Annotated in this window: 13 protein-coding genes; all 13 read left to right on the top strand. The window is 68.6% G+C overall.

From position 1 onward, the window contains the following. The first annotated feature begins 346 nt into the window (after nucleotides 1-346). A complete protein-coding gene (mraZ, locus tag MKW15_RS03000) occupies nucleotides 347-787 on the top strand; it encodes a division/cell wall cluster transcriptional repressor MraZ (RefSeq protein WP_240856017.1) in 441 nt (146 codons plus the stop codon). A 176-nt stretch (nucleotides 788-963) separates the two neighbouring features. Beyond that, nucleotides 964-1,971: a 16S rRNA (cytosine(1402)-N(4))-methyltransferase RsmH gene (gene rsmH / locus MKW15_RS02995; RefSeq protein ID WP_308221005.1), complete on the top strand. Its 1,008-nt coding sequence runs from the start codon at nucleotides 964-966 to the stop codon at nucleotides 1,969-1,971. Then, nucleotides 1,968-2,756, top strand: coding sequence for a cell division protein FtsL (gene ftsL, locus MKW15_RS02990; RefSeq protein WP_240856011.1), 789 nt, complete (start codon nucleotides 1,968-1,970; stop codon nucleotides 2,754-2,756). Before rsmH ends, ftsL begins: the two co-directional genes overlap by 4 nt. 103 nt (nucleotides 2,757-2,859) lie before the next feature. After that, the gene (locus MKW15_RS02985; RefSeq protein WP_374246025.1) at nucleotides 2,860-4,767 is read left to right on the top strand and encodes a peptidoglycan D,D-transpeptidase FtsI family protein; all 1,908 of its coding nucleotides are present in this window, start codon (nucleotides 2,860-2,862) and stop codon (nucleotides 4,765-4,767) included. Between the two features lie 113 nt (nucleotides 4,768-4,880). Then, nucleotides 4,881-6,530 (top strand): UDP-N-acetylmuramoyl-L-alanyl-D-glutamate--2,6-diaminopimelate ligase, encoded by a 1,650-nt coding sequence (locus MKW15_RS02980; RefSeq protein WP_240856010.1) that lies wholly within the window; start codon nucleotides 4,881-4,883, stop codon nucleotides 6,528-6,530. Further along, nucleotides 6,527-7,105, top strand: coding sequence for a UDP-N-acetylmuramoyl-tripeptide--D-alanyl-D-alanine ligase (locus tag MKW15_RS02975; RefSeq protein ID WP_374246022.1), 579 nt, complete (start codon nucleotides 6,527-6,529; stop codon nucleotides 7,103-7,105). The genes MKW15_RS02980 and MKW15_RS02975 overlap by 4 nt, the downstream gene beginning before the upstream one ends. A 16-nt stretch (nucleotides 7,106-7,121) precedes the next feature. Beyond that, the gene (gene mraY, locus MKW15_RS02970; RefSeq protein ID WP_240856008.1) at nucleotides 7,122-8,219 is read left to right on the top strand and encodes a phospho-N-acetylmuramoyl-pentapeptide-transferase; all 1,098 of its coding nucleotides are present in this window, start codon (nucleotides 7,122-7,124) and stop codon (nucleotides 8,217-8,219) included. Further along, nucleotides 8,212-9,774 (top strand): UDP-N-acetylmuramoyl-L-alanine--D-glutamate ligase, encoded by a 1,563-nt coding sequence (gene murD / locus MKW15_RS02965; protein WP_240856006.1) that lies wholly within the window; start codon nucleotides 8,212-8,214, stop codon nucleotides 9,772-9,774. The genes mraY and murD overlap by 8 nt, the downstream gene beginning before the upstream one ends. Then, the gene (gene ftsW / locus MKW15_RS02960) at nucleotides 9,771-11,684 is read left to right on the top strand and encodes a putative lipid II flippase FtsW (protein ID WP_240856005.1); all 1,914 of its coding nucleotides are present in this window, start codon (nucleotides 9,771-9,773) and stop codon (nucleotides 11,682-11,684) included. Before murD ends, ftsW begins: the two co-directional genes overlap by 4 nt. A gap of 78 nt (nucleotides 11,685-11,762) precedes the next feature. Then, nucleotides 11,763-12,920 (top strand): undecaprenyldiphospho-muramoylpentapeptide beta-N-acetylglucosaminyltransferase, encoded by a 1,158-nt coding sequence (gene murG, locus MKW15_RS02955; RefSeq protein WP_374246018.1) that lies wholly within the window; start codon nucleotides 11,763-11,765, stop codon nucleotides 12,918-12,920. Nucleotides 12,921-13,064: 144 nt separating this feature from the next. Next, the gene (murC, locus tag MKW15_RS02950) at nucleotides 13,065-14,549 is read left to right on the top strand and encodes a UDP-N-acetylmuramate--L-alanine ligase (RefSeq protein ID WP_240856070.1); all 1,485 of its coding nucleotides are present in this window, start codon (nucleotides 13,065-13,067) and stop codon (nucleotides 14,547-14,549) included. Beyond that, complete coding sequence (locus tag MKW15_RS02945) at nucleotides 14,546-15,244, top strand: cell division protein FtsQ/DivIB (RefSeq protein ID WP_240856003.1); 699 nt, start codon at nucleotides 14,546-14,548, stop codon at nucleotides 15,242-15,244. The genes murC and MKW15_RS02945 overlap by 4 nt, the downstream gene beginning before the upstream one ends. Nucleotides 15,245-15,460: 216 nt before the next feature. Further along, entirely contained in the window at nucleotides 15,461-16,633 is a 1,173-nt protein-coding gene (ftsZ, locus tag MKW15_RS02940) for a cell division protein FtsZ (protein ID WP_240856002.1), read from the top strand. The last annotated feature ends 6 nt before the right edge of the window (nucleotides 16,634-16,639 follow it).

Here is a 16,639-nt window from a genome sequence, read left to right as displayed (position 1 = left end):
CGAGTTTCTTCCCCTACTTTTGTCCGCGCGACTCCCCGCCGTGCCCCACCCGGGCTCCCCACTACGCCCCACCTGGACTCCCCACTGTGCCCCACCATTGCGTCGGAGCACGTCACATGTGACCCGGACGACGCAATCTGTCACTCTGATATGCCCAAAGAGCATCGTGAATCGCCGTTGCCACAAAATTTCCCCCACCCAATTTCTAGCCTCTGAGCAGGTTCTTTGATGGCTCTTGCTCACACAGGGCCACGAGGGGGTGGAAAGTGGTGGAAAGTGGGGTACTGTGGCAGCACCGGGTGAGGCAGACCGGAAATGCCGAACCCGGTGGGCGGGAGGTACCGACATGGCAGTGCGATTTGTCGGCACATTCACGCCCAAGCTGGACGACAAAGGGCGACTCACGTTGCCCGCCAAGTTTCGCGACGCGCTGGCAGGAGGGGTGATGGTCACGAAGGGCCAAGACCACAGCCTGTCGGTGTATCGAACCGAAGAGTTCGACGCGATGGCGGAGAAGATCGTCGAGGCGTCCCGCAACGATCCGGAAGCCCGCGCCTACCAGCGCTACTTCTTCGCCAGTTCGGAGGAGCAGCGGCCCGACGGGCAGGGGCGGATCCCGTTGTCCGCCGACCATCGGGCGTACGCGGGACTGACCAAGGAATGTGTGGTGTTCGGCAGTTTCGATCACCTGGAGATCTGGGATGCCGTCGCATGGCGTGACTACCAGAGCCAGCACGAGGAGAACTTCTCGGCCGCGAACTCGGCCGCGTTGAACGCGGTCTTGTAGCCGAGATGATGGGCGGACAGATGAACAGGGCTTCGGGTGGTACGAGGCCCCGGCCCGGTCCGACCCTGGCGTACTTCCCCAACGCCAGGTGCGTGACCGGGTCGGGACCCCGACTCACCCGAAGTGCCACCTCCGCAACGCCTCCCGTCCGACTGCCGAATCCGAGGGGTGCATCCGTGGACGAACACGCCGACTCCGACGACACCGGTCGCCATGGCCACGTCCCGGTGATGGCGAACCGGATGGCCGACCTGCTCGCTCCAGCGCTCGAGGGCCCAGGTCCACGAATCTTCGTCGACGCCACACTGGGCGCCGGCGGTCACAGCGAGCTGATCCTGCGCCGCTTCCCCGAGGCCCGGTTGATCGGGATCGACCGCGACGCACAGGCGTTGGCCATCGCCGGCCGGCGCCTGGCCGACATGGCCGACCGGATCTCGTTGCACCAGGCGCGATTCGACAGCCTGGCAGAGGTGCTCGACGACGCGGAGGTATCCGACATCGACGCGGCGCTCTTCGACCTCGGAGTGTCGTCGATGCAACTCGACCAGGCCGACCGCGGCTTTGCCTACGCCGCCGACGCGCCGCTCGACATGCGCATGAACACCACCGACGGTCTGACCGCGGCCGACGTGCTCAACACCTACTCGCACGGGGACCTCGCCCGCGTGCTCTCGGACTACGGTGAAGAACGATTCGCGGGACGGATCGCGTCTGCTGTTCTCCGCGAGCGCGCCCGGGAGCCGTTCACCACCAGCGCCAGACTCGTCGAACTGCTGTATGACACGATCCCGGCTGCCACGCGACGGACCGGCGGCCATCCCGCGAAACGCACCTTTCAGGCGCTGCGCATCGAGGTCAATCACGAACTCGACGCGATCCGCGACGTACTGCCGGTGGCGCTGTCCGCGCTGCGTGTGGGCGGCCGTGTGGCGGTGATGAGCTACCAATCATTGGAAGATCGAATCATCAAGCGCGAGTTCGCGACTCGCACCACCTCGACGTCCCCGCGGGGACTCCCGGTGGAACTGCCCGGCACTGCGCCGCGGTTTCGCCTGGTCACCCGCGGCGCCGAGCGTCCCGACGAGCACGAACTCGAGGTCAACCCACGGTCGGCCCCGGTTCGGGTGCGGGTGATCGAGCGAATCGGGTCCGACGGCCCAGGCCAGGGGAGGCGTAAAGCATGACCATCTTGCAGGACGCGCCCGACGATGCGACCGCTGCGCAACGCGCACGCCGCGAACAGCGCCGGCGCCGCGTCGAATCGGATCGGCCGACCCGTTCGGCGGCTGCGCAACGGGCGCTCGATCGTCGACGTCGGCGGGTCGACACCGACGCGGACCGACCGCGCGCACGGACCGCCCCGCGGACCGAGCCGTCGCAGCGGACGTCGTTGCGAGAACGGGTGCGCCACATCCCCTTTGTGGTCCCGGTGATCGCGATCCTCGTGGTCGGTCTGGGTCTGAGTCTGTGGTTGTCCACCAAAGCCGCCCAGGATTCCTACGAGCTCGGTGTACAGCGCAAGCAGAACCAGGCGCTGACCGATCAGGTCGACGCGCTCAAGCGGGACTACGAGTCGGGTGACTCTGCTCCGGAATTAGCTTACAAGGCAGCACAATTGGGCATGGTGCCGGCGCAGAATCCGGCGCGAATGATCGTCGAACCCAACCGGCGGCCGCGGATCGTGGGTACGCCGTCACCGGCCACCGGCACGCCGATGGCCCCGCTCAACCCGAGAACCACCCCTGAACCGACCGCCACCATCGATCCCAGGCAGGTGGACGATTCGATCGGACTCGGCGGGCCGTCGTCGGGAGCCCCGGGGGCTGCGACGACGCCGGCCGCGCCGACCACGCCGTCGAACACCCAAACACCTTCCGGTGCACCATCTTCGGCCGTACCCACCGCACCCGCCGCGAGTTCGGTGGTGCCGAGCACGGCGCCCGTGGCACCGACCGGTGCGGCTCGCTGATCGCTCGTGAACACGCTTCCGGTCAGAACTGCGTCCATGTCAATCGCAACCCGCCGACCGCAAATTCTCGGGAATGCCGTTGATCCGGTGGACAATTGACCCCATGACACGTGCGACTTCCGATCGTCGGACCGCCAAGGCCGGCCGTGGTGGGCCTCGACGGCCGATGAGGGAGAAGCTCACCGGGGCCTCGCCATCCGGCGGTGCCACGCGCGGTCCCCAGAGCTTCTTCTTCCGTGCACGTGCCGCCGGTGTGCTGGTGGTGATCGCGGTGATCGCCGTCGCGGTCCGCATGGTGGTGGTGCACACCATCGATGCCCCGTCGATCGCGGCCGAGGCGGCTCAACAGCGCGAGTTCACCCAGATCCTCACCGCCAAACGCGGATCGATCCTCGACCGCAACGGTCGCCCGCTGGCCTATACCGACGAGGCCCGTGCATTGACGTTTCTGCCTCGCGCCGTTCGCAAGTCGATCGATGCCGAGCGCCAGGACAATCCCGCCCTCCCCGATGCGAACACGCGGTTGCGGGAGATCGCGCGCGGAGTGTCGGTCGCGCTCGGCGGGTCGATCAGCGAGCAGGACATCCTCGCCAAGGTGACGAGTAACGAGACGTTCGTCTATCTGGCGAGATCGGTGAGCCCCGACGTGGCATCCCGCATCATCTCCGACTATCCCGAGGTGGGCGCCGATCCGCAGAGCATCCGGCTCTATCCCGGCGGCGCGCTGGCCGCCAACATCGTCGGCGACGTCAACTACGACGGCAACGGCTTGATCGGTCTGGAGGCCTCCCTCGACGCACTGCTCGCCGGCACCAACGGATCCAAGACCTACGACCGCGGCTCGGACGGCGCGATCATCCCGGGCAGCACCCGCAACGTACACCCGGCGATCAACGGTGACACCGTCCGACTCACCATCGACGCCGACGCCCAATGGTTTGTGCAGACGGCGGTGGCGCGCGCCAAGGTGGCGTCGGGGGCCCGCAGTGCGTCGGCGGTGGTTCTCGATGCACGCACCGGCGAGGTGCTCGCGATGGCGAATGACGGCACCTTCAACGCCTCCCGCCCATTGTCCGAGCAGCCACGGGCCGATCTCGGAAATCCCTCGGTGACATCACCGTTCGAGCCGGGCTCGGTCAACAAACTCATCACAGCGTCCGCGGCCATCGAATACGGCGTCACGACACCCGGTGCGGTACACCGTGTTCCGGGCAGTATTCGGATGGCCGGTGTCACCGTGAACGACGCGTGGTCGCACGGGGTGGAGCCGTATACGACGACCGGTATCTTCGGGAAGTCGTCGAACGTCGGCACGCTGATGCTTGCTCGCCGGGTCGGCGAAGAACGCTTCGCGGACATGGTGAACCGCTTCGGCCTCGGGCAGCGGACCGGTGTCGGCCTGCCGGCCGAGAGTGCCGGTGAGGTGCCCGCGCTCAGTCAGTGGTCCGGCGGTTCGTTCGCCAACCTTCCCATCGGACAGGGTCTTTCGATGACGCTGCTGCAGATGACGGCGATGTATCAGGCGATTGCGAACGACGGACTACGGATACCGCCGCGAATTATGCTGCCCGACAACGACAGTGACAGCCGTTCCGCGATCCGGCCGAATCCCGTCCGGGTCGTCAGCCCGCAGACGGCTCGGACGGTGCGCGACATGTTCCGGGCGGTCATCCAGGATGACCCGATGGGAGTGCAGAACGGCACCGGTGCCAAGGCCGCGGTTCCCGGCTACCAGGTCTCGGGCAAGACCGGCACCGCCCAGCAGGTGGACCCGTCATGCGGGTGCTATTCGAACTCGCGCTACAACATCACCTTCGCCGGTATCGCTCCCGCGGACAATCCTCGCTACGTCGTCGGCATCATGCTCGACAACCCGCGTCGCAGCTCGGACGGCTCCGGCGGACAGTCCGCCGCGCCGCTGTTCAGTTCCATCGCCTCGTGGATGTTGCAGCGCGACCGCGTGCCGCTCTCGCCACGCCCGACGCCGCGGCTGGTGCTGACCGCGGGCTGACCAACTGGCATGTCGCGAGGTGCGGGCCAGGGCTCGGACCGCCGCACCGTCGTCACCGGGTGAGCCGGTATCGTGAGTTCGTTCCGGGACCGGAGTGAGGAGGCGGGTACGCCATGGCGTCTGGTCGTCGTCACCCGCGCGGTGCGTCGAAGGCGGACCGGCGTGGGCCGGGCGCGTTGCGTCCCACGTCGGTCACGCCGACAGCTGTGTCGGTCCTGTCGACCTCGACCGGCGCGCGTCTCGACCTGATCGGGGCCGCCGACGCCGACACCACCGTCACCGGCGTGACGCTGCGCGCGCAGGATGCACAAGCCGGTGATCTGTTCGCCGCGCTGCCGGGTAGTACCACCCACGGCGCGCGTTTCGCGGGTGACGCCGTGGCGGCGGGTGCCACCGCGGTCCTGACCGACGCCGCGGGCCGCGCCGAGCTGTCTCGGGTGTTGCCGCCGGAATCGTCGGTGGTGGTGCTCGTGCATCCGAACCCGCGCTCGGTGCTCGGCGGGGTGTCGGCACGGATCTACGGCAATCCGTCGCGGCGGCTCAAGCTCATCGGGATCACCGGCACGTCGGGCAAGACGACCACCTCCTACATGGTGGAGGCGGCGTTGCTGGCCTCGGGTGCGTCGGTGGGCCTGATCGGAACGGTCGAGACCCGCATCGACGGGGTGGCCCAGCCGAGTTCGCTGACCACGCCGGAAGCACCCACATTGCAGGCGCTGCTGGCGACCATGCTCGAACGTGGAGTCGACGCGGTGGTGATGGAGGTGTCGAGCCACGCGCTGGCGCTCGGCCGGGTCGACGGCGCGCACTTCGCTGTTGGCGCGTTCACCAATCTCTCCCAGGACCACCTCGACTTCCATCCGTCCATGGCCGCCTACTTCGAGGTGAAAGCGCAGCTGTTCGTCCCGTCGTCGCCGGTGCATGCGGTGCGCTCGATCGTCTGCGTCGACGACGAGTGGGGACGCCGCATGGCCGAACTCGCGCGCCCGGCCCCCGGTGGTGCTCGCGCACTGCCGGTGACGGTGTCGACCGGACCGGTGCCGGCCCAATGGCAGGCGGGCGAGTCGACGACCGCCGACGACGGCTCGTCGCGCACACCAGTCACCGGGCCGGAGGGCGCGTTCGACCTCGTGGTCCCGCTGCCCGGTCGCTACAACGTCGCCAACGGACTGCTGGCCGTGGCGATCGCTGTTGGCGCGGGTGTCGACGCCGGTACAGCGGTCGAGGCGATCGCGGACGTCGCCGTGCCGGGCCGATTGCAGCGCATCGACAGGGGGCAGAACTTCCTCGCACTCGTGGACTACGCCCACAAGCCGGGTGCGGTCGAGGCGGTGCTGGCCACGTTGCGCGGCCAGCGGTCGGGCCGGGTGGCGATCGTGATCGGTGCCGGCGGTGATCGCGATACCGCCAAGCGTCCCCTGATGGGAGCGGCCGCGGCGCGCGGCGCCGAGTTCGTGGTGATCACCGACGACAACCCGCGGACCGAGGATCCGGCGTCGATCCGCGCCGAGGTGCTCGCCGGTGCACGCGGTGTCGGCGCCGACGAGCGTCCCGCCGGCGCCGAGGAGATCTGCGAAGTCGGGGGACGGTCGGAGGCGATCGCCACCGCGCTGCGGTGGGCGGCACCCGGTGACACGGTTCTGATCGCGGGCAAGGGACACGAGGCCGGTCAGGAGATCAACGGTGTGAAGCACCCCTTCGACGACCGGGACGTCGTTGCCTCCGTCCTCGACGAACTTGTAGCGGACGGCGGTCGCCGGTGAGTGGTTCCATCCGGTCCGGCGCCGGCAGTGCGCCCGACGAACTCGTCGTGATCAGGGCGCAGACACCTGCGTCGGCGCGTGAAGTCCGCGAACTCTTGCGAACGCTGGCCGACGCGGGCGAGCAGACCCGCGACGCCGACGGTGTTCGACGCGGACGCACCTGGGCGTGGTTGGGTGAGCTCGAGGTGCCCGACGGCCTCAGCGAGAACGAACGCGTCGTCGAACACGACCGCGTAGGTCGGCTCGCGGTCCGCCTCGCGGTCGACAAGACCTTGTGTATCGGCGACTCCCGGTCGGTGCGCGCGTTGCATCAGGGTGCGGTTATGGAAGGCTCGTGGGGCGACGAGGTGCGGATCGTCGACACGGCCACGGCCGCACGCGACCTCGTCCGTGAGCAGCCGGATTGGCGACCCACGGCTCCAGACGTGATACTCGTTGCCGCTGCCACATCGGAGATCGCCGCTCTGCTCGACGAACTCGCCACCGATTTGGCACTGCCGGTTCGCGATCGCGCCCCTGCGGACGGGGCACCACCGGACGGGCCACCACCAAACGAGACACAGGACGCGACGTGAGGACGGGACCAGCACAGTGACACAGATCCTCATCGCGGGTGCGATCGCCGTGGCGGTCTCGATTCTGCTCACCCCGGTGCTCATCAAGGTGTTCTCGCGCCAGGGATTCGGCCAGGAGATCCGCGTCGAAGGCCCCCAGAGCCACCAGACCAAACGTGGCACGCCGTCGATGGGCGGCGTGGCGATCATCGCCGCGCTCTGGGCGGGCTACTTCGGTTCGCATCTGGCCGGCCTGTTCATCGACGGCGGAAACGGTCCCACCGCGTCGGGTCTGCTGGTCCTCGGCCTGGCGACCGTGCTCGGCGGTGTGGGGTTCCTCGACGACATCATCAAGATCCGCAAGCACCGCAACCTCGGTCTCAACAAGACTGCGAAGTCGATCGGCCAGTTCGGGGCCGCGATCCTGTTCGGCGTGCTCGTCCTGCAGTTCCACAACGAGTACGACTACACACCCGCGAGCATCAACCTGTCGTACGTGCGCGACATCAACGCCATCTCGATGGGATCGGTCGCGTTCGTGGTGTTCTGCTGGCTGGTGGTCGCCGCGTGGTCGAATGCAGTCAACTTCACCGACGGGCTCGACGGCCTGGCTGCCGGGTCGATGGCCATGGTGCTCGGCTCCTACGTGCTGGTCACGTTTTTCCAGTTCGTCAACGCGTGCCGCGGCGGCGCCAAGCCGACGACCGAGATCTCCAGCGCCTGTTATCCGGTGCGTGACCCGCTGGACCTGGCGCTCATCGCGATCGCCGGCGGCGGGGCGTGTATGGGCTTCCTGTGGTGGAACGCGGCGCCCGCCAAGATCTTCATGGGCGACACCGGTTCCCTCGCGCTCGGCGGCATGCTGGCCGGCCTGTCGATCTGCTCGCGCACGGAACTGCTCGCCGTCGTCATCGGCGCACTGTTCGTCGCGGAGATCATGTCGGTGGTGATCCAGATCGCGTTCTTCCGCACCACCGGGCGTCGAGTGTTCCGCATGGCGCCGTTCCACCATCACTTCGAATTGGGTGGCTGGGCCGAGACCACGGTGATCATCAGGTTCTGGCTGCTCACCGCGATCGCATGCGCCCTCGGGCTGTCGCTGTTCTACGGCGAATTCCTCACCGCCAATGGCTGAGCGGCCCACCGGGGCAGGAGACCTGGCGGGTCGCGCGGTTCTGGTCGCCGGCGCCGGTACGGCCGGGATGTCGGCGGCCCGCTACCTGATCGACGTCGGCGCGCGGGTCACCCTCGCCGACACCCGATTCGTATCGACCACCGCGTCGCCCGAGCAGCAGGCCGCGGCGCGTTCGGTGGTCAACGGTGCCGAAGATCTGTTCGGCCGTGGTGCCGCGCTGGTTGCCGCCGACGAGGTGCTCGACGACCCGGACTGGACCATGCGGACCGAACTGGTGGTGGTCTCGCCGGGTTTCGCGCCCGACCATCCGCTCGTCCGGGCCGCGGCAACGGCGTCGGTCCCGGTGTGGGGCGAGGTGGAACTCGCCTGGCGTCTCGACCGCGCGGGCGCACTCGGCGAACCCCGGACGTGGCTGGTGGTCACCGGGACCAACGGCAAGACCACCACGACCTCGATGCTCGCCGACATCGTCGAGGCATCCGGACGGGTGGGCATCGCGTGCGGCAACATCGGCCTGCCGGTCCTGGATGCGATGCGGATGACTCCGCGCGTGGAGGTTCTCTGCGTCGAACTGTCGTCCTTCCAACTGCATTGGGCGCCGTCGGTTCGCCCCGAGGCGGGGGTGGTCCTCAATGTCGCCGAGGATCATCTCGACTGGCATGGCTCCTTCGATGCCTACGCGGCGGCCAAGGCAGGTGCGCTGACCGGTGCAGTCGCGGTGGTGGGACTCGACGACGCGGTGGCGGCATCGTTGCCGGCTGAGGGACGCCGGGTCGGCTTCACCTTGTCGACGCCCGATGCCGGCGAACTCGGTGTCGCCGACGGGCACCTCCTCGACCGCGCGTTTGGGGCGGGCGCCCTGGTCGCGGTCGACACGATTCACCCGCCGGGCCCTTCTGGTGTCTCCGACGCCCTGGCGGCCGCGGCACTCGCACTCGCGGCGGGCATCGACGCCCGGGCCATCATCGACGGGCTCACCGCCTTTCGGCCGGCGGCCCATCGCGGGGAGGTGGTCGCGCAGAGCCGGGGGATCCGCTTCGTCGACGACTCCAAGGCCACCAATCCGCACGCCGCGCAGGCGGCGGTCGCGGCCTACCCTCGCGTCGTCTTGATCGCGGGCGGGCTGCTCAAGGGTGCGTCGGTGGTCGAGATGATCGAGGCCATCCGAGATCGGTTGGCCGGAGTGGTGTCGATCGGCCGAGATCGGGACATCATCGCCGACGCGATCGCGCGACACGCCCCAGAAGTCCCAAACGTCACAGTATTCACAGGGGACGATGGCGGGGTGAACGTCCATCGAGCGGATTCGGCCGTCCTTGAAGCGTCGTCGGAGCACCTTGTCGCCGAGCCACCGGCCGACCCGGCCATCGCCGTGATGGAGCGTGCCGTCGCCGAGGCGTGGCAGCTCGCGGTGACCGCCGACACGACGCCGGATGCGATCCTGCTGGCACCCGCCGCCGCATCCCTGGACATGTTCGCCGGCTACGGACGCCGTGGCGACGCCTTCGCGGCGGCCGCCCGACGCATCGCCGACGTCGAGGCGTCGCGTCGATGACGTCGCGGGTGAAGGCAGACACCCGTGGTCGCGGCACCTCCGAGCCGGCAGACGACAACGGCGAGACCCAGGGCGCTTCCGACGACGCTGTAAACGACGACGCCGCACAAGCTGTCGTCGGGGTCGAGAAGAGCTCGCGCGGCACGAGTCGCGCCGCGAAAGTCGAGGTGGCGAAGGTCGAGGTGGCGAAGTCTGCGGCCGCGACCACCGCGTCGCTGCCGGCAACCGTCGCCGAGGCGGTGCGCAGCCTGCTCGCGCGACCGCTCGCGTCGTACCACCTGATCCTGACGCTGGGCTTTCTGCTGACCGCCTTCGGCCTGGTGATGGTGCTCTCGGCGTCATCGGTCGAGGGCTATTCGAAGGACGGCTCGGCCTACGGCCTGTTCTCCACCCAGGTGATCTTCGCGTTCCTGGGATTCTTCGTCTTCTACGTGACGCTTCGTGTCCCGGTTCGGTTCCTGCGCCGAGCCGCCGCGCCGCTGATGATCGTGACCACCATCTTGCTGGCGCTGGTACTGGTCCCCGGACTCGGCACGCTCAGTCAGGGTGCCCGACGATGGTTCGTCGTCTACGGGTTGTCGGTGCAGCCGTCGGAGCTGGTCAAGGTGGCACTCTGCGTGTGGGGTGCGCATCTGCTCGCCTCGCGTCGCCAGGAGAATGCGTCACTGCGTGAGTTGCTCGTCCCACTCGTCCCGGTGGGCATGCTGATCTGTCTGCTGATCATTCTCGAACCCAACCTCAGCACCACGATCACCATCGCGATCATCATCGGGGCGCTGCTGTGGTTCGCCGGGCTGCCGGTCAAGGTGTTTCTCACCTTCGCCGTCTCCGCGATCGGCATCGCGGTCATGCTGGCCCTTGTCGAGGGTTATCGGTCGCAGCGCGTCATGAGCTTCCTGAACAACATCGACGACCCGCAGGGCGCGGGCTACCAGGAACGGCAGGCGACCTACGCCTTGGCCAACGGCGGCGTGTTCGGCGTCGGACTGGGGCAGAGCCGGGCGAAGTGGAACTACCTGCCGAACGCGCACAACGACTTCATCTTCGCCATCATCGGCGAGGAACTGGGCTTGCTCGGCGGACTGCTGGTGGTGTTCTTGTTCGTCGTGCTCGCCTACGTCGGCTTCCGCATCGCTCATCGATCCACCGACCCGTTCCTGCGGCTGATGGCGGCGACCATCACCGTGTTGATCATCGCGCAGGCGCTGATCAACATCGGTTATGTGATCGGTCTGCTGCCGGTCACCGGCATCCAGCTGCCGCTGCTGTCGGCGGGCGGCACCTCGACGCTGACGGTGCTGGCGATGCTCGGTCTGCTCGCGAACGCGGCCCGACACGAACCGGAAGCCGTGGCCGCCCTCACCACCGGACGACCGTCCCGGGTGTCGCGACTACTGCGGTTGCCGACCCCGGTGGCCTACCGCAAGACCCGGGCCGAGACGCTGCGGGACCGGATGGACCAGCGACGCGGTCACAAACCACCATCGGCCGGCCGTGGCGGCATGCTGGGTCGACGGCGGACCCCGCCGCCGCCCGCCGGCCGCGGCCGCCGCCGGGGCCAGCCACCACCGCCGAACCGGGCGCGCCGAGGCGCAGACCAGCAGGCCGAACCTCGTCGTGGATTCACGCCACCGTGGCGCCGGGGTGCCGACCCCGAGCCCGCGCGCGGTCCGCGACAACCGGCCGCGACGAATCGCGGACGGGTCGACTACCGTAACGGGCATTCCGGCCACGGCACGCGCTACGCCACCGCGGCCTCGGCGCGCTGGGTGCCGCCTCGTTCGGGGAGTGCGCGGGGCTCCGGCAATCCGGGTGCCGCTGCGCGTCGCGCAGCGCGGCCGGATGGGGCAGGTGCCGGGCGGTTCGGGGGATCGGGCGCGACGTATCGTCCGAGCGCACGGACTCGATAGAGACGGATGGAAGCGCGAGTGAATTCAGCTGCAGGACATAGTGATATAGCACAGGCAGGGTCGCCGAGGCCGCTGTCGGTGGTCGTCGCGGGCGGGGGAACGGCCGGTCACATCGAACCCGCGCTCGCGGTCGCCGACGCCGTACGGCTCCTCGATCCCACCGCCCGCATCACCGCCCTCGGGACCACGAAGGGTCTCGAGCAGACGCTGGTACCCGAGCGCGGCTACGACCTCGAGCTGATCCCGCCAGTGCCCCTGCCGCGTAAGCCCGGCCTGGAACTGGCCCGTACGCCCGGCCGGTTGCTGCGCTCGGTCACGGCGACGCGCAAGGTTCTGGCGGCCGTATCCGCCGACGTCGTCATCGGCTTCGGCGGATACGTGGCGCTGCCCGCCTACCTCGCCGCACAGACACATTTCCGGGGGCGCAGTCGGATTCCGATCGTCATCCACGAAGCCAACGCGAGCGCCGGGATCGCCAACAAGGTCGGTGCACGATTCGCCGACCGCGTGATGGCTGCGGTCGACGGGTCCGGCCTGCCCGACGCACAGGTCGTCGGGATTCCGGTCCGGGGTGTGCTCGCCGAACTCGACAGGGCCGAACTGCGCGCCAAGGCACGGCACTACTTCGGACTCGACGACGACGCGCCGACACTGCTGGTCTTCGGTGGCTCGCAGGGAGCCCAGCGGCTCAACGACGCCGTCGCAGGTGCGGCACCCGTCCTGGGCAATGCGGGCATCGGAGTCCTGCACGCCTACGGCCCCAAGAACTCGATTCATCCGACGGTGCCCGACGGCGCCCCGCCCTACCGCGCGGTCGGATACCTCAAACGGATGGACCTCGCCTACGCGGCCGCGGACCTGGTCATGTGCCGTTCGGGTGCGATGACCGTCGCCGAGGTGTCGGCGACCGGACTGCCGGCCGTCTACGTGCCATTGCCGCACGGCAACGGCGAACAACGACTGAATGCGCTGCCGGTGGTCCAGGCCGGGGGAGGCATCCTGGTCGACAACGACGACGTGTCGCCCGACTGGGTGTCCCGCGAGATCCCCGCACTGCTGTCCGACGACGACCGACTGGCCGCGATGTCGGTTGCGGCCGCCGGCACCGGGCATCGTGACGCAGCGTCTGCGGTCGCGTCCGCAGCGCTCGAGCTGGCGGCACAATTCCGTGCCGGCGAGCACCGCACCCGGCTCCTGGGGGCGTTTCGCTCACACGGTTCCAGCGATCGACGGTGACAATTGAGAGTGGTGCTCCTGACAGGCAGGCGCAGGGTGAGTCCGCTGGTGGGCGGATGAGGAGAGGTGGGAGGTGACGACGTGACGAACGGACCGGTGACCGGTGTGGTCGGATCGTTGCCCGAACAGCTCCAACGCGTGCACATGGTCGGGATCGGCGGGGCCGGGATGTCCGGGCTCGCCCGCATCCTGTTGGCGCGCGGAGGCCAGGTGTCGGGGTCCGACGCCAAGAACAGCCGCGCCATCCTCGAACTGCGGACTCGTGGCGCGCGGATTCAGGTGGGCCACGACCCCTCGGCCCTCGACCAGCTGCCCGGCGGCCCGTCGGTCGTCGTCACCACGTACGCGGCGATCCCGAAGACGAATCCCGAACTCGTGGCAGCCCGCTCACGCGGGATCCCGATCCTCTTGCGTCCCCACGTCCTCGCCGAGCTCATGGCCGGCCACCGCACTCTGCTGATCGCCGGCACCCACGGCAAGACGTCGACGACGTCGATGTCGGTGGTCGCGCTGCAGCGCGGCGGACACGACCCATCCTTCGCCATCGGCGGCGAACTCAACGAGTCGGGGACCAACGCCCACCACGGCAGCGACGGACTCTTCGTCGCGGAGGCCGACGAGAGTGACGGATCGCTGCTCGAGTACACGCCCGACGTGGTGGTGGTGACCAACATCGACGTCGACCATCTCGACTTCTTCGGCACCATCGAACGCTACGTGGCGGTGTTCGACGACTTCGCCGACCGGGTCGCCGACGGTGGCACCCTGGTCGTCTGCCTCGACGATCCGGGTGCTGCCGCCCTCGGTGGACGGGTGGCGAGCCGGTTGCACGAGCGTGGCGTCGCCGTCCTCGGTTACGGCGCAGGCGAGTTCGCGTCGAGCGCGCCAGGCGTGGTCCACGCCGCGGAACTGCTGTCCCGGCAGGCGCGCGGGATCGGCGGGCAGGCGCGGGTGCGGTTCTCCGAGCCGCTCGTCGCACAGCCGTCCGAACACACGCTCACGCTGACGCTTCCGGGGAAGCACATGTCGCTCAACGGGATCGGCGCGGTCGTCGGGTGCGTCCGGCTCGGTGCCGATCTCGACCAGACGGTCCGCGGGATCGGTGCCTTCGGCGGCGTCCACCGGCGTTTCGAGTTCCGTGGCCATCGCGGTGGGGTGGACGTGATCGACGACTACGCCCACCATCCGACGGAGGTCGCGGCCGTACTCACCGCCGCGCGCGACATGATCGCGTCGCGGCCGGCGAACGAAGGCGGCAAGGGACGGGTGATCGCCGTGTTCCAGCCCCACCTGTATTCGCGGACCGTCGACTTCGCCGACGATTTCGCCGCCGCCCTCGACCTCGCCGACGCCGCGGTGGTGGCCGATGTCTATGGCGCGCGTGAGCAGCCGATCCCGGGGGTCAGCGGTCGTATCATCACCGACCGCCTGCATGTTCCCGCGGTCTTCGCGCCGGATCTGTCCCGACTCGCGGCGCAGGTCGCCGACATCGCCCGGCCCGGCGACGTGGTCCTCACGCTCGGCGCGGGTGACATCACCATGCAGGGGCCGGAGATCCTTGCGGCCCTGGGAGACTCGGATACCGACACGATTCCGGATACCGGCAGCCGACCGGGACGCGTCTCATGATGGCCGCACGGTCTCCTCGGTTGCGCCGGCTCTACGCCGCCACGATGGTGGTGGCGGTCGTGGTGGGCCTGGTCCTCATCGCCTATCTCACGCCCCTGATGTCGGTGCGCAGTACCGACGTGCAGGACAACAAGGTGGTGCCCACCGACGAGATCCTGCGGGTGGCCCAGGTGTCCGACGGCACTCCGCTCCTGCAGGTCGACACCCGGGCCGTCGCCCAGCGGATCGCCGCGATCCCATCGGTCGAATCGGTCCGGGTCCAGCGCTCGTACCCGTCGTCGTTGCTGATCACGGTCACCGAACGCACGCCGAGGGTCATCATCAACGACCACACCAAGGTGCACGTGCTCGATCGGACCGGGGTCTCCTACCTGAACTACGATCGGCGAGAAGGTGTTCCGCCGGAGGTCCTCAAGCTTCCGGAACTCGTCACTTCCAATCCCGGCCCGACCGATCCGACCACCAAGGCGACTCTTGCGGCGGTTGCCGGCCTGCCGGAACCGTTGCTGCGGCAGGTGATCCGGGTGACCGCGACATCGCCTGTCGCGATCGAGTTCACGCTCACCGGCAAGCGCACGGTGGTGTGGGGGGACAGCGACCACGGGGACGAGAAGGCGCGCACACTCGGAGATCTGCTGACGCGCAAGGCGTCGATGTACAACGTGTCGAGCCCGGAGTACCCCGCCTACAAGTGATCCGCGTCGCCGCTGCGCGGAGATTTCTGCGGCCGACTTCACGACACGCCGACGATGAACCTGGCTACCCGGGCCGTCGATGCCTAGCGTTGCGACCAACACAGAACTACTTGACATAACTCTAAATCTATGGTTCAGGTTTAGGGTTTCGACGGTAGGTGAAGACAACCGCACGACCGAGACAGTTCGATGATCGAAAACAAGGAAGGCGAGCGCATGACGCCACCGCACAACTACCTGGCCGTGATCAAGGTCGTCGGCATCGGCGGCGGCGGCGTCAACGCCGTCAACCGCATGATCGAGCAGGGCCTCAAGGGGGTGGAGTTCATCGCGATCAACACCGACGCGCAGGCGCTGTTGATGAGCGATGCCGACGTCAAGCTCGACGTCGGACGCGACTCCACCCGCGGCCTGGGCGCCGGCGCCGACCCCGAGGTCGGACGCCGCGCCGCCGAGGATGCCCGCGACGAGATCGAGGAGCTCCTCAAGGGCGCCGACATGGTCTTCGTCACCGCGGGCGAGGGCGGCGGCACCGGCACCGGCGGCGCACCGGTGGTGGCCCAGATCGCGCGCAAGCTCGGAGCGCTCACTGTTGGTGTGGTGACCCGGCCGTTCGCCTTCGAGGGCAAGCGCCGCGGCAATCAGGCCGAGAACGGCATCACTGCGCTACGCGAATCCTGCGACACCTTGATCGTCATCCCCAATGACCGGCTCCTGCAGCTCGGTGACGCCCAGGTGAGCCTGATGGACGCCTTCCGCAGCGCCGACGAGGTCCTCCTCAACGGCGTCCAGGGCATCACCGACCTGATCACCACGCCGGGCCTGATCAACGTCGACTTCGCCGACGTCAAGGGCGTGATGAGCGACGCGGGCAGCGCACTGATGGGCATCGGCTCCTCGCGCGGTGAGGATCGCGCCAAGAAGGCCGCCGAGTCGGCCATCAACTCGCCGCTGCTCGAGGCGTCGATGGAAGGCGCACGTGGCGTTCTCATCTCGATCGCCGGCGGTAGCGACCTCGGCCTCTTCGAGATCCACAATGCCGCCACGCAGGTGCAGGAGGCGGCGCACGAGGACGCGAACATCATCTTCGGCACGGTGATCGACGACAACCTCGGCGACGAGGTGCGCGTCACCGTGATCGCGGCCGGTTTCGACGGCGGTGCGCCGCGCAAGCGCACCGAGGTTCCCGCGGCGGCCACCGGCCACACCGCGGTGGGCCAGGGTCAGGCGGGTGCGGTCACGACCGCCCGCAAGAACGACCCGCTGTTCGGTGACATGCCCGCCGGTGGCGGCGACCCGTTCTCGGGCCGCGAGCAGGAAGCGCCGCGGCGCAACAGCGTACGGCTCGACGACGATGACGTCGACGTGCCGTCCTTCATGAAGCGCTGAGGCACG

It is taken from the genome of Gordonia gummivorans (assembly GCF_022513585.1).
GTDB lineage: Bacteria > Actinomycetota > Actinomycetes > Mycobacteriales > Mycobacteriaceae > Gordonia.
Note: the sequence above shows the minus strand (reverse complement) of the source record. Positions and strands in the feature narration are given on the sequence as shown.